Raw genomic sequence first — 20,885 nt, 5'->3', positions numbered from 1 at the left:
CGGGGACTCCCTCGCCACAAGTTGCCGGACCTCGAAGCCAGTGCTAGGTTTAGCCCACAGCCCGTGTAGCTCAGCCGGTAGAGCAGCGCACTCGTAACGCGAAGGTCGCAGGTTCGATTCCTGTCTCGGGCACCACTTCTCGCTTATTTCACCTTTCTGCTCAGATCCTCGACGGTGCGCTTGAGTTGATCCATCGCGCGATCCTGATCGCTGATCTCCCGTTTGAGACTGGAGATTTCGCTGTTACTTGAGCTTGAGCTGGAGCCGCTGTTGCGCTTTAGCTCTTCCACTTGCTTGCCAAGGTTGTTCAGATCGCGCTCCTGCTCATTGACCGTGCGCTTGAGATCGTCAATCTCCTTGCTGCTGGAGTTTGAGCTGGAACCGCTGTTGCGTTTGAGTTCTTCGATCTGACGGGCCTGCTCGCTGATGGTGCGCTTCTGGCTTTCCAGTTCGGAGGCATTGGCCTTCACGGTTTTTTGCAGGCTTTCCAGATCATCGATGCTGACGCTGGTTCTGACGAGCGTGTCCTTGCCGAATGAATTGTGGAGGGCGGAGATTTTGTCGGAGTACAACGCAGGGTCAGAGGTGACTTCGACAGCCGCTTGAGCGGCACTGGCCAATGTCAGACTGCCGAGCAGCAGGGTAGCGGTCGCAAGCTGGGTAGACAAAAGCTTCGAAAAACTGCGCATCACTGGGTTCCTTGTGACGTGCCGATATGGCACATCGCTATGACTTTGGATTTCGACTTACGTTCCCAAGGCCTCTCGCACCTTATGCACGTGGCTTTTTATGGGATAGATGTAAAGACCCGTGTAAATCATCGACAAAACGTCCTATATTCGTTGTCTGCATGAGCATCGCCCAGCAGTTTTCAGATGATCCCGAATGGTTCTGAAGGCCAGACAAACCGGGCTTCAAACGGTTTTTTGCGTCAGAGAGATCCTTGATGATCCAGATCCATCTTCCATTCCCCAGATCAGCGAGAACGCCATGACCGTTAAAGAATTGACCCAAGAAGCCAGACACGAAGAAGCCCTGAAAAAGTACGCGCTAGACGCGCACGAGTTGATGGAAGAGATCAAGGACTTGCCCGCCGACGATCAGAAAGACCAGATTCAGTGGGCGTTCGAGGATGAGGCTGAAGCTCAGGGCTTGCAGCCGTGGGAGCTGACGCTCAAGTACACCTCAAGCCCGGAAGAGTACGAGGCTGCGCGCCTGGCGCTGCACAAGGAGGCGGCCGAGGTATTGGGCGTCGAGTGGGAAGAGTACTGCGAGATGAACAATCTGGTGGTCTAAAAAAAATGCCAGCCTTCATCAGGCTGGCATTTTTTATATCAAAGGCGTGATCAGAGACTCAGTCGCATCGACAGGTCCACAGCCTTCACATCCTTGGTCATCGCACCAATCGAAATATAATCCACCCCGGTTTCGGCAATTGGCAGCAACGTGCTTTCGTTGATACCGCCGCTAGCCTCCAGTTTTGCCTTGCCGGCGTTCAGGCGCACGGCTTCGCGCATGTCATCCAGGCTCAGTTCATCGAGCATGATGATGTCGGCACCCGCCGCCAGTGCTTCCTTCAGCTCCGCCAGGTTTTCCACTTCGATCTCTACCGGTTTGCCCGGGGCGATCTTGTGTGCGGCATTGATAGCCTCAGGAATGCCACCGCAGGCAGCGATATGGTTTTCCTTGATCAGGAAGGCGTCATACAGGCCGATGCGGTGATTGTGGCAACCGCCGCAGGTCACGGCGTATTTCTGGGCCAGGCGCAGCCCCGGCAGGGTTTTGCGGGTATCAAGCAACTTCACCTGGGTCTCGGCGACGAAATCGGCCAGGTACTGCGCGCGAGTGGCCACGCCGGACAGCAATTGCAGGAAATTAAGAGCACTGCGTTCACCCGTCAGCAGCGAGCGCGCCGGGCCTTCGAGATGGAAAAGCACCTGATTGGGTTTCACCCGTTCGCCGTCGGCTACCTGCCAGTGCACTGCAACCCGCGGATCCAGCTGCCGAAACACAGCATCGACCCAAGCCGTGCCGCTGATGACGGCGGCGTCACGAGTGATGATGGTGGCTTTGGCCAGGCGTTCGGCCGGGATCAGTTGCGCGGTGATGTCGCCGCTGCCGATGTCCTCGAGCAACGCACGGCGCACGTTGGCTTCGATTTCGGCGGTCAAATCGGCGAGACGTAGATTCGGCATAACGGGCTCCACAAACAAAGTGGCCCGATTATAGGGCCATGGTGCGAGGCAACCCAAGGCGTCAACGTCCATTCCATCGTTCGCCAACCTGCATTTGGTCGATTCGCCCGAGCAATCGGTGTTAAGCAAGGGGCTCTCATATACGTCTATTTCTTGGGGACGGGCAGAGTCTGCTGGCACAAGGAGAGTCTTTTGCAGATAATTCGCCTTTCATTTGACGTCATAGCTTTGACGTAACTTTGGATTCCTTATTATTGAATGACAACGGGTGATGACTGTCCCCGTTGAGCGTCGGCGGTATGGCCTGCGTGCTCGATCTTTCTTACCGAACCGAAGAATCACCGTTTCAGGAGGCTTGGATGCACAACGACGGGAATGTAGTGCCTTTGCACAAGGCCGCTACCGACCAGGCGACTCACTCGCCGCTCGCCCGCCTGCCCGTGATTCTGCTTCAGGTTCGCGACAAGGCCGCTCAACAGCTCAAGCAAGGTTTGCAGGAGCTGTTCGATAACGCCGACGACACCCTGTTCGAAATGGCCGACCGGGCCCGAAACAATGTCGAGCAAAACATCTTCTTCGAGGCCATGCGCGATTTGCGCCTCAAGCGCAAAAGCATCGAACGTGGATTTCTCGAGCAATTCTTCGAGGCCTTCGTCAGCCTCGCGCAGTACGACATTTCTCAAGCTGCCTTGCCCCGGGCATTGGTTTTCGATGCCTCGGCGTCGTTACCCAGCGACGACATGGAGCGCAACGTGGCGGTGGAGGCCATGGTCGGCAAAGTGTTGAACCGCGACGGTTTCGCCCTCGACCAGCTTACCGCCCGACTCAGCACGCTGCTGAGCAAGACGCTGGTCGAACAGCACAACCCCTTGGGGCCGACGCTGCTCTGCGAGTATTTCTTGCAGGCTGGACGCAATCTGGGCATGGAGATCAAGGTCAAGCTGATCATCCTCAAGCTGTTCGAACGCTATGTGCTCAGCAATGCTGATCAGCTCTACGCCGAAGCCAATCAACTGCTGATCGCCACCGGTGTGCTGCCGGACCTCAAGCCCGCCCCGGCGCGGCGTGCCACCGATCGGGCGGCTGCGAGCGTTTGTGCTGACCCCGCCGAAACAGGCATGCGCACTGGTAATACGCAGATTGACGATGGCGTGCAGGAAGTCTTCGCCGCATTGCAGGAGTTGCTGTTCCATGTGCGTGGCAGCGTTGCGCCGACCCTGGAAGTCAGTGCCCAGACCCAGCCCATTTCAACTCGCGACCTGCTGCGTCTGCTCTCGCACTTGCAGCAATACGTGCCGGCGCTGGCGGCTCAGGATGACTTCGATCTGCGTAACCAGCTCGAACAACTGCTGACCCGCGTTAGCGTCAAAAGCGGCAAGTCGCGCGTGGTGGGGGTGGCCGACGAAGACGTGATCAACCTGATCGCCATGCTCTTCGAATGCATCCTCGATGACCGTAACCTGCCGGACTCCCTCAAGGCGCTGATAGGCCGTTTGCAGATCCCGATGCTGAAAGTCGCGGTGCTCGACAAGAGCTTTTTCAGCCGCAGCAGCCATCCGGCCCGGCGTTTACTCAACGAAATCGCCGCTGCGGCCATGGGTTGGGGCGAGTGCGATGACCATGCGCGCGGCAGCCTGTACCTGCGCATCGAGCAAGTGGTGCAGCGCTTGTTGAACGACTTTGTCGATGACCCGGCGATCTTTTCCGAATTGCTGGCGGATTTTCTCGCCTTCACCAGTGATGAGCGCCGTCGCAGCGAATTACTCGAGCAGCGCACCCGTGACGCCGAAGAAGGCCGCGCCAGGACCGAATTGGCGCGTCAGCGCGTCGAGCAGGCGCTGAACCAGGCGTTGATGGGTAAGGTGCTGCCGCACCGCGTGGTGGCGTTTGTCCAGGAGGCCTGGAGCAAAGTGTTGTTACTGACCTGCCTCAAGCACGGTGATCAATCCGCCGAATGGCACGCCGATGTGCAGACCATGGCGCAATTGATCTGGAGCGTGCAGCGCCATGACGAAGCCGACGCGAGCCTGCGCTTGTTGGCGCTGGTGCCGGGATTGCTCAAGTCGTTGCGCGATGGGTTGAACAGCTCGGCATTCGACCCGTTCGCCACCAGTGAGTTTTTCAGTGAGCTGGAAGCCTTGCACGTTCAGCTGTTCGAACGCCCGAGCCAGAAAAACACGGTTGTTGACGCACTGATGATGGTCGAAGTGCAGCAGCAAATCGTGCTTCGCACCGCAGACGAAGGCCCGGTCGAAACGGCATCGATGCGTTTGCCGGAGGACGATGTTGCTCTGCTTCAGGTCGATCAGCTACACCTGGGCTGCTGGGTCGAGTTTCAGGAAGACGAGGAAAACACCCTGCGCTGCAAGCTGGCGGCGATCATTGAAGCCACCGGCAAGTACATCTTCGTCAACCGTACCGGGATGAAAGTGCTGGAGCATAGCCGTACCGGTCTGGCCCTGGAGTTCCGGCGTGGCGCGGTGCGAACGCTGGACGACACCTTGCTGTTCGACCGGGCGCTGGAGTCGGTGCTGGGCAACCTGCGGCGTCTCAATCACGGCAAGTGATCGCGCACCGAGGGTCTATCGCGGCATACTGGGCACCAACACAGTCGTCGTTGAAGGAGCCTGTATGCAGTTGGACCCCGCGAGCGGTTGGTGTCAGGGCGTGCGCATATGCCCCTCGCCCAACTTCAATGCGCGCCCCGAGGGCGAAATTTCCCTGCTGGTGATCCACAACATCAGTCTGCCGCCAGCGCAGTTTCTGACCGGCAAGGTGCAGGAATTTTTCCAGAATCGTCTGGATGTCACGGAACATCCCTACTTTGCAGGGATCGCCGACCTGCGGGTGTCTGCACACTTTCTGATTGAACGTGACGGCACCGTCACTCAGTTTGTCTCTTGTCTTGAGCGCGCCTGGCACGCTGGCGTCTCGTGTTTCGAAGGACGGGATACCTGTAACGATTTTTCCGTGGGCATCGAGCTCGAAGGCACGGATGATCTGCCGTTCACCGACGCCCAATATCAAGCGTTGACGGCCCTGACGCGACAGCTGCAAAGCGCCTTCACGGGTATCACCGCACAACGCATTTGCGGGCATAGCGACATCGCACCCGGGCGCAAGACTGATCCGGGACCGGCGTTTGACTGGGCACGCTATCGCGCGTCTCTGGCAAAAGCTGCTCTGGAAAAAAAGGAGTAACAATGAGTTTTCTGGTGCTGCTGTTGGCGGTGTGGATCGAGAAGTTCTCGGCCCTGCGCTATCGGGTTCAACGTGATGGCGGTTGGGTGCGCGAGCTGCACAAGCTTGAAGCCAACCCACGCATGACAAACCGTCCGTGGCTGATACTGGCGGTGCTGGTGTTGTTGCCGGTGGCGCTACTGTGTTTGCTGTTGGTGGTGCTGGAGCCGGTAGCCTACGGTTTGCTGGCGTTACCGGTGCACTTGCTGGTGGTGATTTACAGTCTGGGCCGAGGTGATCTGCTGGCCGGCCTCGGGCCGTTTCGCGATGCCTGGCGCCGGGAAGACCTGCAAGCCGCTGCCCATGTGGCCAAACGCGATCTGAATATTTGCGCTGACAGTGGCGAGCAACTGCTGGAGCGAGTTGAAGGGCATCTGCTGTGGCAGGCCTATCAGAGCTTTTTCGCGGTGATTTTCTGGTACTTCCTGCTGGGCCCGGTTGCCGCGTTGAGTTATCGACTGCTGGCGCTGGCCGAGGAGCACGGGCAGAACCCGGCCGTGGTCGAGCGAGCGGCACAGCTGCGTCATGCGTTCGATTGGGTACCGGTGCGCCTGCTGGCGGCCAGCTTCGCGTTGGTCGGCAACTTTGTCGCGGTCGGCCGGGTAATGCTGAACGAGCTGCTGAACTGGAACATCAGCGCAGCTCAACTGATTGAGAAGGTCGGGTTGGTGGCCGGTGAAATTCCGGCGCCGGTGGTCGGGCCGGACGGCATCAACAGCCTGGACCGGATCTGGGAATTGCTGCTACGCGCGGCAGTGCTTTGGTATGCCGGGTTTGCGTTGTGGACGGTTTTGTCCTAACTCGAATCTACTGCGAAAGCTATTGTGGCTAAGGGCATGCCTGTGGTCAGGAGGCTTTCCTGTGGCGAGGGGGCTTGCCCCCGTTGGGTCGCGAAGCGGCCCCCAGCGTCCGTTCAGACAGATCGAGTTATCCGGATTTACGACTGCTTCGCAGCCGAACGGGGGCAAGCCCCCTCGCCACAGGGGGCTCATCCGCTCCAACAACGGTTCCCCGTCGTTAACCTTAAGTTACAAAACCTTCCTCCGATTTAGGCTATATAGAGATAGCGCCAATAGTGGCTATCTGCTGTCTCTGCGCGCCTGCCATAAAAATAAGAAATCAAAGGGAGACTTCACAGTGAAGAGCTTGCTCTATCCCGCCGTCGCGCTGATGAACCGCCTGAGCTTCGGCATGAAGTTCAGCCTGATCAGCGTGCTGTTCCTCGTGCCGATGCTGGTGACCAACTTCTATCTGGTGCGCGATTCCTATCGCGAATTCCAGGGCACCCGGGTCGAGCTGCAGAGCCTCGACCTGCTGGGCAGCGGCCTGAGCCTGCGCCGGGATCTGGAAACCCTGAACAACCTGGTGCAGATCAACGTTACCCTTGGCCAGTCCGGCAAGGCCGGTCATGTCGAGTCGAACATCAGCGCCCTGGAGCAAAGCGTGCTGACCCGTTTGCAAGGGCTGGCGGCGATGACCACTGACCCGGAACAAATCACCTTTTTCGATGGCAAACGCGATGAAATGATCGCCGCGTTCAAGGCCCAGCAAACGGAAACCTCCCTGCAAAGCAAAAGTGCGCTGATCGGCAAATTGCTCGGCAACGCGCAGATTTTCAGCCAGGTCATTGCCAGCCAGGCCGGCCTGAGCCGCGACAGTCAGAGCGACATGCGTCAGCTGAGCGAGCTCATTACCAACGTTACGCCAGCCGTCACCCAGACGCTCGGCGAAGGCCGGGCGATGGGTTCTTACTCGTTGGGGCAAGGCTTTCTCAATTCGTCGTCGAGCACCCGGTTCGATGAATTGCTGGCGCAGATCGAAAAGCTTCAAGCCGAATACGGTCTGAAATTGCAGGATGCTCTGGGCTCCAGTAAAGCAGCGCACGAAACCCTGGCCACTCAGGCCGAAAGCAGCAAGGCGTCTCTGAAAAAGGCCAGTGAACTGTTCGAAGAACAGGTGGTGATGGCTGACACCCTCGATGCACCGTGGCAGGCCTTTTACGATCAGGTCACGGGCCTGATCGACCAGACTTACCAACTCAATGAAGCCACCCTGAAGTTTCTCGGTACCCAGTTGCAGCAGCGGCTGGAGCAGCATCGCACCCATATGATCTTGCAGGCGGTGGCATTGGCGGTGGTGTTTGTGTTGATTTTTTACCTCTACGGCGGTTTCTACGCTTCAACCCGCACCACCCTCAAGCGTCTTGGCGCGGTGATGGACAAGGTGGCGGCCGGGGACATGACCGTGACCTTCAGCGCCAACAGCCGCGATGAACTGGGCGAGTTGGGTGAGGTATTCACCGGCACCGTGAAGAAGATCCATGACCTGATCGAGCGCGTGGGCCAAACCGTCAGTGAAGTCGAGCGTCAGGCCGGCCAGGTCGAGAACGTGTCCGCCCAGAGCAATCAGGCGGTAGCGGGGCAGCGTACGCAGATCGAGCAGGTCGCCACCGCGATGAACCAGATGTCAGCCACGTCTCTGGAGGTGGCGCGCAGTGCCGCGGCGGCCGTCAGCAGCGCCCACAGCGTCAACGACGAGACCATCAGCGGTCGCGGTCTGGTGGAGTCCCAGCAGGGCAGCATCGCTGCACTGGCCAGTGAGATCGATCAGTCGGTGCGGGTGATCAATCAACTGGCCAGCGATAGCCAATCTATCAGTCGTGTGCTGGAAGTGATCAAAAGCATCGCCGAACAGACCAACTTGCTGGCGCTCAATGCGGCCATCGAAGCCGCGCGTGCCGGCGAGCAGGGCCGTGGTTTTGCGGTGGTGGCGGACGAGGTCCGGACCCTGGCCAAGCGCACCCAGCAATCGACCGAAGAAATCGAGCAGATGATTGCCAAGCTGCACAGCGGTGTCGGGGCGGCGGTCAAGGCGATGGGCACCAGCCATCAGATGGCCAACGGCACGGTCGGGCAGTCGGAAAAGGTCCAGCAGGCGCTGGAAAACATCCTCGGCGCCGTCGGCATGATCGTCGATCAGAACCAGCAGATCGCCGCCGCGGTTGAGCAGCAGACCGCCGTGGCTCACGACATCGACCAGAACATCGTCGAGATCAACCGTGCCGGTGAGCGCACCGCTGACGGCGCGCACCAGACCGAAAATGCCAGCCGAGCGTTGTCGGCGCAGGTGGTGGAGCTCAAGCAATTGATCAGCGCGTTCCGGGTTTAAAAATCACCGCGAAACAAATGTGGGAGCGGGTTCTGTGGCGAGGGGGCTTGCCCCCGTTGGGTCGCGAAGCGGCCCCCGGCGCCCGTCCAGACAGACCAAGTTGTCCGGACTTACGACTGCTTCGCAGCCGAACGGGGCGATGCGGCGTTCCGACAAGCCCCCTCGCCACAAAAGCCCACAGGTATTGCGTGAATCAACGGATTACCAGTTAAACAACTCGCACGCATTGGCCGTGCTGACAGCAGCCAGTTGTTCGGGGCTGATTGCCATGAGGGCGGCGAGTGCCGCGCAGATCGCTGGCAAATGAGCCGGGCTATTACGTTGGCCGGGGAACATGGCGGGCGCCATGTCCGGTGAGTCGGTTTCCAGTACCACCGATTCAAGGGGTAAACCGGCGAGCACACGGTGCATGCGCAGGGCCTGCGGCCAGGTCGCGGCGCCGCCGAGGCCGAGTTTGAAGCCGAGCTTGATGTATTCGCGAGCCTCTTCCTGGCTACCGGCGAAGGCGTGAATGATCCCCGCGCGCTTCAAGCGAAACCGTTTGAGCGTGGCAATCACCGCCGCATGGCTGCGTCGCACATGAATCAGCGCTGGTAGATTGAAGTCCGCCGCCAGTTGCAGTTGGGCGTCGAACAGCGTTTGTTGGCGTTCGCGATCCAGGGTTTCGATGAAGTAATCCAGACCGATCTCACCCACCGCGCATAGCTGTCGATGGCCCGCCAGACGCGTCAGCCAATCACCGAGTTCGGTCAGATCCTCAGGGCGATGGTCATCCAGATACACCGGGTGCAAACCGAACGCCGCATGCAGATCGGGATCGCTTTGCACCAGGTCCCAGACCCGCTGCCAATTGGCCTGATAAACCCCCAGCACCACCATCCGCCGCACGCCGAGGGCGCGGCTCTCGGCCAGCAGCGCCTGACGATCCACGTCGAAATCCGGGAAATCCAGATGAGTGTGGGTGTCGATCAGTTCCACGGCTCAGTCCTGATGAATACGCTGCTTGAAGGTCCGCGCGATGGCCTGCACGCCGGGTTGGTAATCGGCCTGTTCAATGGCCGCCAACGCCAGTTGCAAAGCTTTGTCGGCGATCAGCTGATGCTGCTGGGACATGGCGTTGACCGGCAGAGGCAGGAAGTCCAGCAACTGCGTATCACCGAAGGTGCCCAGTCGTAGCGGGCGGGTCTTCAGCGGGAAGTCGTGCAAGGCATCGAACACGCCCTGAAGCAGCACGTAGGAGGTGGTCACCAGCGCATCCGGCAAATGACCCAGACGCTGTAACAACTCTTCCATCAATTGTTTGCCGCACTCACGGCTGAACGACTCGCCGTGTTCGATCAGCGCCTCGCCTTTGAAGCCGTTCAGCGCTTCCTTGAAACCTGCGGCCCGCTCCTGGCTGATGCTTAATTCAGGACGGGCACCGATCAGCGCGATCTGCTTGGGCAACGGGTCCAGCAGGCTGCGGGTAAGCTGCAGGCTGGCTTCGCGGTCGTCGCTGATCACCGAGCAAAAGTACTCAGGCGCCATCACCCGGTCGATGGCGATAATCGGAATGCCTTTGGCCTGCAACTGCCGATAACTGTCGTCGCCGGCCGGCAGGCAACTGGCGACGATCAGCGCATCGCAGCGTCGGGCGCGGAACAGTTGCAGCAATTGCCGTTCACTGTCTGGCGCATCATCGGAGCTGGCGATCAGCAACTGATAGCCGCGAGCCCGGGCGCCTTGTTCCAGCAGTTTGGCGATTCGTGCGTAACTGGGGTTTTCCAGGTCCGGCAGAATGAAGCCCAGGGTGCGGGTGTGCCGACTGCGCAGTCCAGCGGCCTGGGGATTGGGCGTGAAGCCATGCTGTTCGACCACCGCGCGCACGCGCTCGACGGTGGCGCTGCTGATACGTTGCTGTTCAGCCTTGCCATTGATGACATAACTGGCGGTGGTCACGGAGACGCCGGCCAACTGTGCAATATCACTGAGTTTCAACCCGGGTTTTCCTTTTTTGTTCGAGTTTGCCCCGACATTTTTGCCAATCCTACCCGATTCGGGCAGGCGACCATTGTCGCAGCACATCCGACAATTGGACTTCAAGGATGAGACATTATCGAGTAACGTGCCTAACATTCTAGATTAAACGTTTCAGCAGGCGTATTTTCTACGTTATAGGTCGCTTTGGACGGTTCTGCCGCGAAACCGCCAAAACTGCCCCTGAAAAGGCGCTCCCAAGGGCCTAAGCTGAATCAATCAAAACAATACCTGGCGTCACATGGCGCCAAAAAGGAGAAAGCATGCTCGAGCTCACCATAGAGCAGATATCCATGGGCCAGTCGGCTGTGGATAAAGCCACCGCCCTGCAATTACTCGCTGACCGACTCGTGACCGATGGCCTGGTGGCCGACGGCTACCTCGCGGGCTTGCAGGCCCGGGAAGCCCAGGGCTCGACCTTTCTCGGCCAAGGTATTGCCATCCCCCACGGCACCCCGCAAACCCGCGATCTGGTGTTTTCCACCGGCGTGCGGCTGATGCAGTTTCCTGACGGCGTGGACTGGGGGGATGGCCAGATCGTTTATCTGGCCATCGGTATCGCCGCCAAATCCGATGAACACCTGCGTCTGCTGCAATTGCTGACCCGCGCCCTCGGTGAAACCGATCTGGGCCAGGCCCTGCGTCGCGCCAGCACCGCCGAAGCCTTGCTGAAACTGCTGCAAGGCGCGCCGCAAGAATTGGCGCTGGACGCACAGATGATCGGCCTAGGTGTTTCCGCCGATGACTTCGAAGAACTGGTCTGGCGCGGTGCCCGTTTGCTGCGTCAGGCCGATTGTGTGAGCAACGGTTTTGCCGGTGTCTTGCAACAGGTCGACGCACTGCCGCTGGGCGATGGCCTGTGGTGGCTGCACAGCGAACAAACGGTGAAGCGTCCGGGCCTGGCATTCGTCACCCCGGATAAACCCATGCGCTACCTCGGTCAGCCGTTGAGCGGTCTGTTCTGCCTGGCCAGCCTCGGTGAAGCCCATCAGGCGCTGCTCGAACGCCTTTGCGCGTTGCTGATCGAAGGCCGGGGCCATGAATTGGGCCGTGCCACCAGCAGTCGCGCGGTGCTGGAAGTCCTCGGCGGTGAGGTGCCGGCGGATTGGCCAAGCGCACGCATTGCCCTGGCCAACGCCCACGGTTTACATGCGCGCCCGGCGAAGATCCTCGCGCAACTGGCGAAAAGTTTTGAAGGCGAAATTCGCGTGCGCATCGTCGACGGTCACGACAGCGCAGTGTCGGTGAAGAGTTTGAGCAAACTGCTCAGCCTCGGCGCCCGTCGTGGTCAGGTGCTGGAATTCATCGCCGAACCGACCATCGCCGCCGATGCCTTGCCCGCCTTGCTGGCGGCCATCGAAGAAGGCCTCGGCGAAGAAGTCGAGCCGCTGCCGGCAGTGAGCCAACATCGCGAAGTGATCGCCGATGTTGCCGAAGTACTGCTCGCACCGGCCTCCGGCAGTTTGATTCAGGCGATTGCTGCTGCCCCAGGGATTGCCATCGGCCCGGCGCATATTCAAGTGCTGCAAGTCATCGATTACCCGCTGCGCGGTGAGTCTGCCGCCATTGAGCGCGAACGTCTCAAGCAAGCGTTGGTGGATGTGCGTCGAGACATCGAAGGCCTGATCGAGCGCAGCAAGGCCAAAGCGATTCGCGAAATTTTCATCACCCACCAGGAAATGCTCGACGACCCGGAACTGACCGACGAAGTCGACACCCGTCTCAAGCAAGGCGAAAGCGCCGAGGCGGCGTGGATGGCGGTGATCGAAGCCGCCGCCAAACAGCAGGAATCGCTGCAGGACGCCTTGCTCGCCGAACGTGCCGCCGACTTGCGCGACATTGGCCGTCGGGTGCTGGCGCAATTGAGTGGCGTCGAAACGCCTGCCGAGCCTGCGCAACCGTACATTCTGGTGATGGACGAAGTCGGCCCGTCCGACGTGGCACGTCTCGATCCGACGCGTGTCGCCGGCATCCTCACCGCTCGCGGTGGCGCCACCGCCCACAGCGCCATCGTCGCGCGAGCCCTCGGTATTCCAGCGCTGGTGGGCGCCGGTGCCGCCGTGTTGCTGCTGAAACCGGGCACGCCGCTGTTGATCGATGGTCAACGTGGTCGCCTGCACGTGGACGCTGATGCCGCCACCTTGCAGCGCGCCACCGAAGAGCGCGACACCCGCGAACTGCGCCTGATAGCCGCCGCCGAACAACGCCATCAACCCGCGCTGACCACCGATGGCCATGCGGTGGAAGTGTTCGCCAATATCGGTGAAAGCGCCGGCGTCACCAGCGCGGTGGAGCAGGGCGCCGAAGGCATTGGCCTGCTGCGTACCGAACTGATTTTCATGGCCCACTCGCAAGCGCCGGACGAGGCGACTCAGGAAGTCGAATACCGTCGTGTGCTCGATGGCCTGGCCGGTCGACCGCTGGTGGTGCGCACCCTCGACGTCGGTGGTGACAAACCGCTGCCGTACTGGCCGATCGCGAAAGAAGAAAACCCGTTCCTCGGCGTGCGTGGCATTCGCCTGACCCTGCAACGTCCGCAGGTGATGGAAGCGCAGTTGCGCGCCTTGTTGCGTGCGGCTGACAACCGGCCATTGCGGATCATGTTCCCGATGGTCGGCAGCGTCGATGAGTGGCGTCAGGCGCGGGACATGACCGAACGTCTGCGCCTGGAAATCCCGGTTGCGGACCTGCAATTGGGGATCATGATCGAAGTGCCGTCGGCCGCTTTGCTGGCGCCGGTGCTGGCCAAGGAAGTGGACTTCTTCAGCGTCGGCACCAACGACCTGACGCAATACACCCTGGCCATCGACCGTGGTCATCCGACCTTGTCGGCCCAGGCTGACGGCTTGCATCCGGCGGTGCTGCAACTGATCGACATCACCGTGCGTGCGGCTCATGCTCATGGCAAGTGGGTCGGCGTGTGCGGTGAACTGGCGGCCGATCCGCTGGCGGTACCGGTGCTGGTGGGCCTGGGTGTGGATGAGTTGAGCGTGTCGGGCCGCAGCATTGCCGAGGTCAAGGCGCGTATTCGTGAACTCAGCCTGACCCAGACTCAAACCCTTGCCCAACAGGCCCTGGCCGTGGGCAGCGCGAACGAAGTACGCGCATTAGTGGAGGCCCTGTAATGGCCAAGATCTTAACCCTGACCCTTAACCCGGCACTGGACCTCACCGTTCAATTGCCGCTACTTACCGCCGGTCAGGTCAATCGCAGCGACGAAATGCACACCCACGCCGCCGGCAAAGGGGTGAACGTGGCGCAGGTGCTGGCCGACCTCGGGCATCAGTTGACCGTCAGCGGTTTTCTCGGGGAAGACAACCTTCAGGCGTTCGAAACCCTGTTTGCCAAACGCGGTTTTACCGACGCGTTTGTCCGCGTCCCCGGCGAGACCCGCAGCAACATCAAACTGGCGGAAAGCGATGGGCGCATCACCGACATCAACGGCCCGGGGCCGAGGGTCAGTGAAGCGGCGCAGCAGGCCTTGCTCGATCGACTCGATCAGATTGCTCCAGGGCATGACGCGGTCGTCGTCGCTGGCAGTTTGCCTCGTGGGGTGAATCCTCAGTGGTTGCGGGAACTGATCCAACGCTTGAAAAAACGCGGCTTGAAGGTTGCGCTCGACACCAGCGGTGAAGCCTTGCGCGCAGGTCTGGCGGCCGGCCCGTGGCTGATCAAACCCAACACCGAAGAACTGGCTGATGCGCTGGGTTGCGAGGAGGTTTCCGTCACCGCCCAAGCCGAGGCCGCGAGCCGTTTGCATGCGCATGGTATCGAGCATGTAGTGATTTCCGACGGTGCCGACGGGGTGAACTGGTTCAGTGTCGGCTCGGCCATGCACGCCACACCGCCCAAGGTCAGCGTGATCAGCACTGTCGGTGCGGGGGATTCGTTGCTGGCGGGCATGCTGCATGGTTTGCTCAGTGCCGATACGCCCGAACAGACCTTGCGCACCGCCACGGCGATTGCCGCCATGGCCGTCACCCAGATCGGTTTTGGTATCGGCGACGCCGCGCAACTGGCGCACCTTGAACAGGGCGTGCGCCTGCGCCCCCTGACAGAACAATAAGAGGGTTTGCAATGAAGTTAGCCATTGTTACGGCCTGCCCGAACGGCATGGTCACCAGTGTGCTGTGCGCTCGTTTGCTCGATGCCGCAGCCCAGCGTCAGGGCTGGAGCACCAGTGTCGAAGTCGTTGATGCGGCCCATCCGGAACGTCAACTGTCGGCCGCGACCATCGAGGCCGCCGAGTGGGTGTTGCTGGTCACCAGCGCGCCGGTGGATATGTCACGGTTCGTCGGCAAACGGGTGTTTCAGAGCACCCCGGCCCAGGCCCTGCAAGATGTCGAAGCGGTGCTGCGTCGCGGGGTGGAAGAGGCTCAGGTTTACGTCGCACCCGAAGCTACCGCCGAGCCAGCTGCCGTGGTTAAAAATGCGCCACGCCTGGTGGCTGTCACCGCGTGCCCGACCGGCGTCGCCCACACCTTCATGGCCGCCGAAGCCTTGCAGCAAGCGGCCAAGCGTCTGGGCTACGACCTGCAAGTGGAAACCCAAGGTTCGGTCGGCGCGCGCAATCCACTCAGCGCAGAAGCGATTGCCGATGCCGACGTGGTGCTGCTGGCGGCAGACATCGAAGTCGCCACCGAGCGTTTCGCTGGCAAGAAAATCTACCGCTGCGGCACCGGCATTGCGCTGAAACAGGCCGAAGCGACGTTGAACAAAGCCCTGACCGAAGGCAAACAGGAAAGCGCTTCGACCGGCGCCAAAGGCCCGGCCAAGCAAGAGAAGACCGGTATCTACAAACACCTGTTGACTGGCGTGTCGTACATGTTGCCGATGGTGGTGGCGGGCGGTTTGATGATCGCTTTGTCCTTCGTGTTCGGTATCACCGCGTTCAAAGAGGAAGGCACGCTCGCAGCCGCCTTGATGCAGATCGGCGGCGAGACCGCGTTCAAGCTGATGGTGCCGCTGCTGGCGGGGTACATCGCCTACTCGATCGCCGACCGCCCGGGCCTGGCGCCGGGGATGATCGGTGGTTTGCTGGCGAGCACCCTGGGTGCCGGTTTCATCGGCGGGATCATTGCCGGTTTCATCGCCGGTTATGCAGCCCAGGCGATCAACCGTTATGCGCGCTTGCCGCAAAGTCTTGAGGCGCTGAAACCGATCCTGATCATCCCGTTGCTGGCGAGCCTGTTCACCGGTCTGGTGATGATCTACGTGGTCGGCAAACCGGTGGCCGGGATGCTTGCAGGGCTCACGCACTTCCTCGACAGCATGGGCACCACCAACGCCATTCTGCTGGGTGTGCTGCTGGGCGGCATGATGTGCGTCGACCTCGGCGGGCCGATCAACAAAGCCGCTTACGCGTTTTCGGTAGGGCTTCTGGCGTCGCAAAGTTATGCACCGATGGCAGCGACCATGGCCGCCGGCATGGTGCCGCCGATTGGCCTGGGCATCGCCACATTCATTGCCCGGCGCAAGTTCGCCCAGACTGAGCGCGAGGCCGGTAAAGCGGCGCTGGTGTTGGGGCTGTGCTTTATCTCCGAGGGCGCGATTCCGTTTGCGGCGAAAGACCCGTTGCGGGTGATTCCGGCGAGCATCGCTGGCGGCGCGCTGACCGGCGCGTTGTCGATGTATTTCGGCTGCAAACTCATGGCACCCCACGGCGGTTTGTTCGTGATGCTGATCCCGAATGCGATCAACCATGCGCTGTTGTATCTGCTGGCGATCGTGGCCGGGAGTTTGCTGACGGCGGTGACGTACTCGGTGCTCAAACGGCCTGAGACGGTGGAGTTGGCAGTAGAGCCGGTCAGCGCCTGACCCCAATCCCATGTGGGAGCGGGCTTGCTCGCGAAAGCGGTCTGACAGCCAGCAATAATGTTGAATGTTAAACCGTCTTCGCGAGCAAGCCCGCTCCCACAGGGACCTGCAGCATTGGCAGACTTTTGTGTCACGCCGCAGTCATACAGCCATGCTTAAGTTTTCCTTTTTCAGGGAGAACACCATGAGCGAATTCGACCTCGGCCGTCGTCGTGTCATGCAAGCCGTTGGCGCCGGGCTGTTGCTGCCCGGCCTGGCCCCGGCGGTGATTGCTTCGGTCAAGGATCGGCCGCAACTCACCGATGGCGTGCAGTCCGGCGACCTGTTGGGCGACCGGGCGATGGTCTGGAGCCGTAGCGACCGTGCGGCGCGGATGGTGGTGGAATGGGACACGCGCAGCCTGTTCAGTAATCCTCGTCGATTCGTCTCGCCATTGGCCGATGCCCGCACCGACTTCACCGCCCGGGTCGAACTCACGGGCCTGCCCGCCGATCAGGCGATTTTCTACCGCGTGACGTTCGAAGACGCCCAAAGCGGTGTCGCCAGTGAACCCTGGTTCGGTCATCTGCGCAGTGTGCCAGCCGCCCGGCGGGATATTCGGTTTGTCTGGAGCGGCGACACGGTCGGTCAGGGCTTTGGCATCAACCCGGACATCGGCGGCATGCGCATCTACGAAGCCATGCGCTTGCGCCTGCCGGACTTTTTTATCCACAGCGGCGACACCATCTACGCCGATGGCCCGGTGCCGGCGCAACTGACCACCGAAAGTGGTCGGGTGTGGCGCAACATCACCAGCGAAGCCAAGAGCAAAGTCGCCGAAACCCTCGACGACTATCGCGGCAATTACCGTTACAACCTGATGGACGAAAACATCCGCCGCTTCAATGCCGAGGTCCCGCAAATCTGGCAGTGGGACGACCACGAAGTGGTGAACAACTGGTCGCCGGGCAAACAACTGGATGAGCGTTACAAAAGCAAAGATATCCACAGCCTGGTGGGCCGCGCACGCCAGGCTTGGCTGGAATACGCGCCGATGCGCTTGCAGAGTGCCGATGACGGCGGGCGGATTTATCGCAAGCTGAGTTATGGGCCGATGCTGGATGTGTTCGTGCTCGACATGCGTAGTTATCGCGGTGCTAACGACGATAACCTGGGTGCCGCCAAGCCGTTTCTCGGTCGAGAACAATTGGACTGGCTCAAGCGTGAATTGAAAGGCTCCCAGGCCCAATGGAAAGTCATTGCCGCCGACATGCCCATCGGCCTCGGCGTCCCCGACGGTGAAGTCAGCCCCGGTGTGGCGCGGTGGGAAGCGGTGGCCAATGGTGATCCAGGCCCGGCGCAGGGTCGTGAAGTGGAGATCGCTGAGTTACTCGGTTTTCTGCGGGCGCAGCAGGTGCGCAATTTCGTATTCCTCACGGCGGATGTGCATTACTGCGCGGCGCATCATTACCACCCGGACCGCGCGGCGTTTCAGGACTTCGAACCGTTCTGGGAATTTGTCGCGGGGCCGTTGAATGCGGGGAGCTTCGGGCCGAATGCGCTGGATAAAACCTTCGGTCCCGAAGTGGTGTTCGAGAAAGCACCACCTGCGCAGAACACCTCGCCGTTTGCCGGGTTTCAGTTTTTTGGCGAGGTGAACATCGATGGGCAGACGGGGGAGTTGAGTGTGGTGTTGCGGGATCTTGATGGGGTGGGGGTGTTTGAGCGCACGTTGCAGCCGGTTTGAGGACTACACACGATCGTTCCCATGCTCTGCGTGGGAACGATCAACTGTTACAATCTTTGGTATATCAGAGATTTTGGGGCCGCTTCGCAGCCCAACGGGGGCAAGCCCCCTCGCCACAGGTCTCTCCCACAGGGGATCAAGGGTGTCAGTAGACGTCGCGGCGGTAGCGGCCTTGTTCGATCAGGCGGTCGACCTCTTCAATGCCCAGCAATTCGTTGAGCACGTGATCCACCCCTGAAGCCATCCCCTGCAAACTGCCGCAGATGTAAATCACGGCGCCATCGGCCAGCCATTTTTTCAACTCATCGGCAGACTCGCGCAGCCGATCCTGCACATAGATCTTCTCGGCCTGATCTCGCGAGAATGCCAGATCCAGTCGCGTCAGATCACCGTTGATCAACCACTCTTCCAGTTCCGCGCGGCACAGGTAGTCGTGCTCGCGATGACGCTCACCGAACAGCAGCCAGTGACGCTGCTGCCCGTCGGCAATCCGCGCCTTGAGCAAACTGCGCAACCCGGCCAGCCCGGTGCCGTTGCCCAGCAGAATCATTGGCACGGGTTCGTTCGGTAGATGGAAACCACTGTTGCGTCGTACCCGCAGGCTGATGCTGCTGCCCACGGGAGCGTGTTCGGTCAACCAGCCGGAACCGACGCCCAGGCTGCCGTCGGCATGCAATTCCTGACGCACGATCAACTCCAGCACGCCGTCGGCGGCGATCGAGGCGATGGAGTATTCGCGCATGGCCAACGGCACCAGGGCGTCCGCCAGCGCTTGCGCGTGCAGGCCGACCAGATGCGCGCGGTTCTCGGGCAGTTGGCGGCTGGCCAGGGCTTGTTCCAGCGTTTGTGACAGGCCATCGAACTCAACCGTGGCCCGACCGTCGATCCCCAGGCCGTCGAGGAAATGCTCGATGGCCCACGGACAATTGCGCGGCAGCACTTCCACCAGATCCCCGGCCAGCCAACTGCTGGTGGTGGGGGCGCTGAGACCGAGCAAATACACGGGCGAACCGCTGCTGTCCGGGTTCATCAATTCGCGGCGGGTCAGGGTCCAGTTGTCGTAGCTTGGCGCTTGCCAGGTGTCGACCGGTGCCTGACCCGTCAGCAGGCCGAGTTGCTGTTGCCAGTGGCGCAGGGCGTAGGGGTCACCGCTGTCGACTTCCACCGGGGCGAACAAGGTCTTGCCGCCGTGCTCGCCCAACCAAGTGTGCAAGCGTCGGGCGAAGCCGCAGAAGTGTTGATACTGACGGTCACCGAGGCCGAGCACGGCATAGTTAAGGCTGTCGAAGCTCAGAGCACGCCCCAGCACTTTACGTTCGAATCCTCGGGCGCTGTCCGGTGCTTCACCGTCGCCGAAGGTGCTGACCACAAACAGCGCGTTGCTGGAATCCTGCAGGTCCTGTTCGCTGACATTGGCCAACGGTTGGACCTTCACCGGCAACCCGGCGGCCTGCAATTGTCCGGCGGTCTGCCAAGCGAGCTGTTCGGCGAATCCGCTTTGGCTGGCGAAGCCGATCAGCCATGCCGGCGTATCACTACCCGGTTGCGCGAGGCCTTTGCGGGCATCCTTGATCTGACGTTTCTTGCGTCGACGATCCAGGTACAGCAACCAGCCAGTGATGAAAAACAGCGGCATGGTCAGCGCGGCGATGGTCAGGATAATCCGCCCGATCATCCCGAAATAACTGCCAACGTGCAGCGCATAGATACTGGTCAGCAGCTGCGCCTTGAGGCTCTTGTCGCTGTAACGGTCATGACGGCTGACGATGCCGGTCGCCGGATCGAGGGTGAGCTGGTTCCGTGCCTGGTCGTGGGGGGAATTCCTCAGCAGGTAGAACACCGTTGCCGGTTGTCCGGCCACGGGCGGCATACGCACGTTGTAGGACGCAAGCCCAGGGCCGGCGGCGCTGTAGATGCTGCTCCATATCGCAGCGTAATCGGCAGTCGGGGCCGGGCCGCTTGGCGCAGGACCGCGACCACTGCGGACCCGTTCGTTCTGCGGCGAATCGGAAAGCAGCCGGGTCAGGCCTTTGTTGTACCACTCGTACGACCAGGATAGCCCGGTCAGCGCTGCCAAAAGATAGAACACCAGGCACCAGGTGCCAGCCACTGAGTGCAAATCCCAGTTGAAGCTGCGACCCTTTTTATTCCAGTCCAGGGTCAGCCAGGCGCGCCAGCTTTTCCACTGGCGTGGCCAACGCAGGTACAGGCCGGACAGGCAGAAGAACACCAGAATCAGCGTACAGGCGCCGGTGATCTGCCGGCCGATATCGCCCATGGCCAGGACCCGGTGCAGTTGCAGCATCAGGCCAAAGAAATCCTGGCCCGTGACGTCGCCCATGAACTCGCCGGTGTACGGGTCGAAGTAACGCATCGGCCCGCGACGTTCACCGGGTGGCGCCGTGAAGATCACCCGCGCGGCGTTGCCGCTGTCGGTCTCGACCCAGAGCATCGAGACTTTCTTGCCCGAAGCGCCTTCGATTTTTTCTACCAGCTCGGCAGGTGGAAGAACGCCGGCAATCTGCTTTTCGACGTGCAGCACAGAGGGGTTCAACGCCCGCAGGATTTCATCCTGGAACGATACCGCCGCCCCGGTAATGCCCATCAGGGCCAGGACCAGTCCGGCGCTGATGCCGAAAAACCAGTGCAACTGGAACAGGGATTTCTTCAACACGTCGCTCGCCTTGTTCGTTCAAAAGTCATCATCACGGCGCGCATTATGC

The 20,885-nt window shown here is 60.8% G+C and carries 14 protein-coding genes, 1 tRNA gene and 1 pseudogene; 11 read left to right on the top strand and 5 right to left on the bottom strand.

Features of this window, described 5'->3' with window-relative positions:
* The first annotated feature begins 59 nt into the window (after positions 1-59).
* A tRNA-Thr gene (locus PMI30_RS0129680) sits at positions 60-135 on the top strand.
* Positions 136-143: 8 nt separating this feature from the next.
* Here PMI30_RS0129680 and PMI30_RS15645 read toward each other — a convergent pair.
* Positions 144-689 carry a hypothetical protein gene (locus PMI30_RS15645; protein ID WP_008009658.1) on the bottom strand — a complete coding sequence of 182 codons (546 nt, stop codon included), beginning with the start codon at positions 687-689 and terminating at the stop codon, positions 144-146.
* 301 nt (positions 690-990) lie between these two features.
* On the opposite strand from PMI30_RS15645, the gene PMI30_RS15650 reads away from it, so the two are divergent.
* Positions 991-1,296: a DUF6388 family protein gene (locus PMI30_RS15650; RefSeq protein WP_008009657.1), complete on the top strand. Its 306-nt coding sequence runs from the start codon at positions 991-993 to the stop codon at positions 1,294-1,296.
* Positions 1,297-1,346: 50 nt separating this feature from the next.
* On the opposite strand, the gene nadC is transcribed toward PMI30_RS15650, so the two are convergent.
* The gene (nadC, locus tag PMI30_RS15655; protein ID WP_008009656.1) at positions 1,347-2,195 is read right to left on the bottom strand and encodes a carboxylating nicotinate-nucleotide diphosphorylase; all 849 of its coding nucleotides are present in this window, start codon (positions 2,193-2,195) and stop codon (positions 1,347-1,349) included.
* Positions 2,196-2,554: 359 nt separating this feature from the next.
* On the opposite strand from nadC, the gene PMI30_RS15660 reads away from it, so the two are divergent.
* The 5 genes and pseudogenes from PMI30_RS15660 to PMI30_RS32130 all read left to right on the top strand — a co-directional run bounded on the left by PMI30_RS15660 (position 2,555) and on the right by PMI30_RS32130 (position 8,603).
* Positions 2,555-4,762, top strand: a complete 2,208-nt coding sequence (locus PMI30_RS15660; RefSeq protein WP_008009655.1) for a DUF1631 domain-containing protein — start codon at positions 2,555-2,557, stop codon at positions 4,760-4,762.
* A 64-nt stretch (positions 4,763-4,826) separates the two neighbouring features.
* The gene (ampD, locus tag PMI30_RS15665) at positions 4,827-5,396 is read left to right on the top strand and encodes a 1,6-anhydro-N-acetylmuramyl-L-alanine amidase AmpD (protein ID WP_008009654.1); all 570 of its coding nucleotides are present in this window, start codon (positions 4,827-4,829) and stop codon (positions 5,394-5,396) included.
* Between the two features lie 2 nt (positions 5,397-5,398).
* On the top strand, positions 5,399-6,235 hold the full coding sequence (gene ampE, locus PMI30_RS15670) for a regulatory signaling modulator protein AmpE (RefSeq protein WP_008009653.1): 837 nt from the start codon (positions 5,399-5,401) through the stop codon (positions 6,233-6,235).
* Positions 6,201-7,745, top strand: a pseudogene (locus tag PMI30_RS32135) (HAMP domain-containing protein); the annotation flags it as partial. The gene ampE and the pseudogene PMI30_RS32135, both read left to right, overlap by 35 nt.
* A gap of 144 nt (positions 7,746-7,889) precedes the next feature.
* Complete coding sequence (locus PMI30_RS32130; protein ID WP_370694719.1) at positions 7,890-8,603, top strand: methyl-accepting chemotaxis protein; 714 nt, start codon at positions 7,890-7,892, stop codon at positions 8,601-8,603.
* Between the two features lie 201 nt (positions 8,604-8,804).
* Here the strand turns inward: PMI30_RS32130 and PMI30_RS15680 are convergent, their stop codons facing one another.
* Both PMI30_RS15680 and cra read right to left on the bottom strand, forming a co-directional pair.
* Positions 8,805-9,581 carry a TatD family hydrolase gene (locus tag PMI30_RS15680; protein ID WP_008009651.1) on the bottom strand — a complete coding sequence of 259 codons (777 nt, stop codon included), beginning with the start codon at positions 9,579-9,581 and terminating at the stop codon, positions 8,805-8,807.
* Between the two features lie 3 nt (positions 9,582-9,584).
* Positions 9,585-10,580, bottom strand: a complete 996-nt coding sequence (gene cra / locus PMI30_RS15685) for a catabolite repressor/activator (RefSeq protein WP_008009650.1) — start codon at positions 10,578-10,580, stop codon at positions 9,585-9,587.
* A 302-nt stretch (positions 10,581-10,882) separates the two neighbouring features.
* On the opposite strand from cra, the gene ptsP reads away from it, so the two are divergent.
* The 4 genes from ptsP to PMI30_RS15705 all read left to right on the top strand — a co-directional run bounded on the left by ptsP (position 10,883) and on the right by PMI30_RS15705 (position 18,162).
* The gene (gene ptsP, locus PMI30_RS15690) at positions 10,883-13,744 is read left to right on the top strand and encodes a phosphoenolpyruvate--protein phosphotransferase (protein WP_008009649.1); all 2,862 of its coding nucleotides are present in this window, start codon (positions 10,883-10,885) and stop codon (positions 13,742-13,744) included.
* Complete coding sequence (gene pfkB / locus PMI30_RS15695) at positions 13,744-14,685, top strand: 1-phosphofructokinase (protein WP_008009648.1); 942 nt, start codon at positions 13,744-13,746, stop codon at positions 14,683-14,685. Before ptsP ends, pfkB begins: the two co-directional genes overlap by 1 nt.
* 11 nt (positions 14,686-14,696) lie before the next feature.
* Entirely contained in the window at positions 14,697-16,436 is a 1,740-nt protein-coding gene (locus PMI30_RS15700; RefSeq protein ID WP_008009647.1) for a PTS fructose-like transporter subunit IIB, read from the top strand.
* Between the two features lie 184 nt (positions 16,437-16,620).
* Entirely contained in the window at positions 16,621-18,162 is a 1,542-nt protein-coding gene (locus PMI30_RS15705; protein WP_008009646.1) for an alkaline phosphatase D family protein, read from the top strand.
* A gap of 145 nt (positions 18,163-18,307) precedes the next feature.
* Here PMI30_RS15705 and PMI30_RS15710 read toward each other — a convergent pair whose 3' ends face one another.
* Entirely contained in the window at positions 18,308-20,836 is a 2,529-nt protein-coding gene (locus tag PMI30_RS15710) for a PepSY domain-containing protein (RefSeq protein ID WP_007900416.1), read from the bottom strand.
* Between the last annotated feature and the right edge of the window lie 49 nt (positions 20,837-20,885).

Source organism: Pseudomonas sp. GM50 (genome assembly GCF_000282375.1).
Lineage (GTDB): Bacteria > Pseudomonadota > Gammaproteobacteria > Pseudomonadales > Pseudomonadaceae > Aquipseudomonas.
Note: the sequence above shows the minus strand (reverse complement) of the source record. Positions and strands in the feature narration are given on the sequence as shown.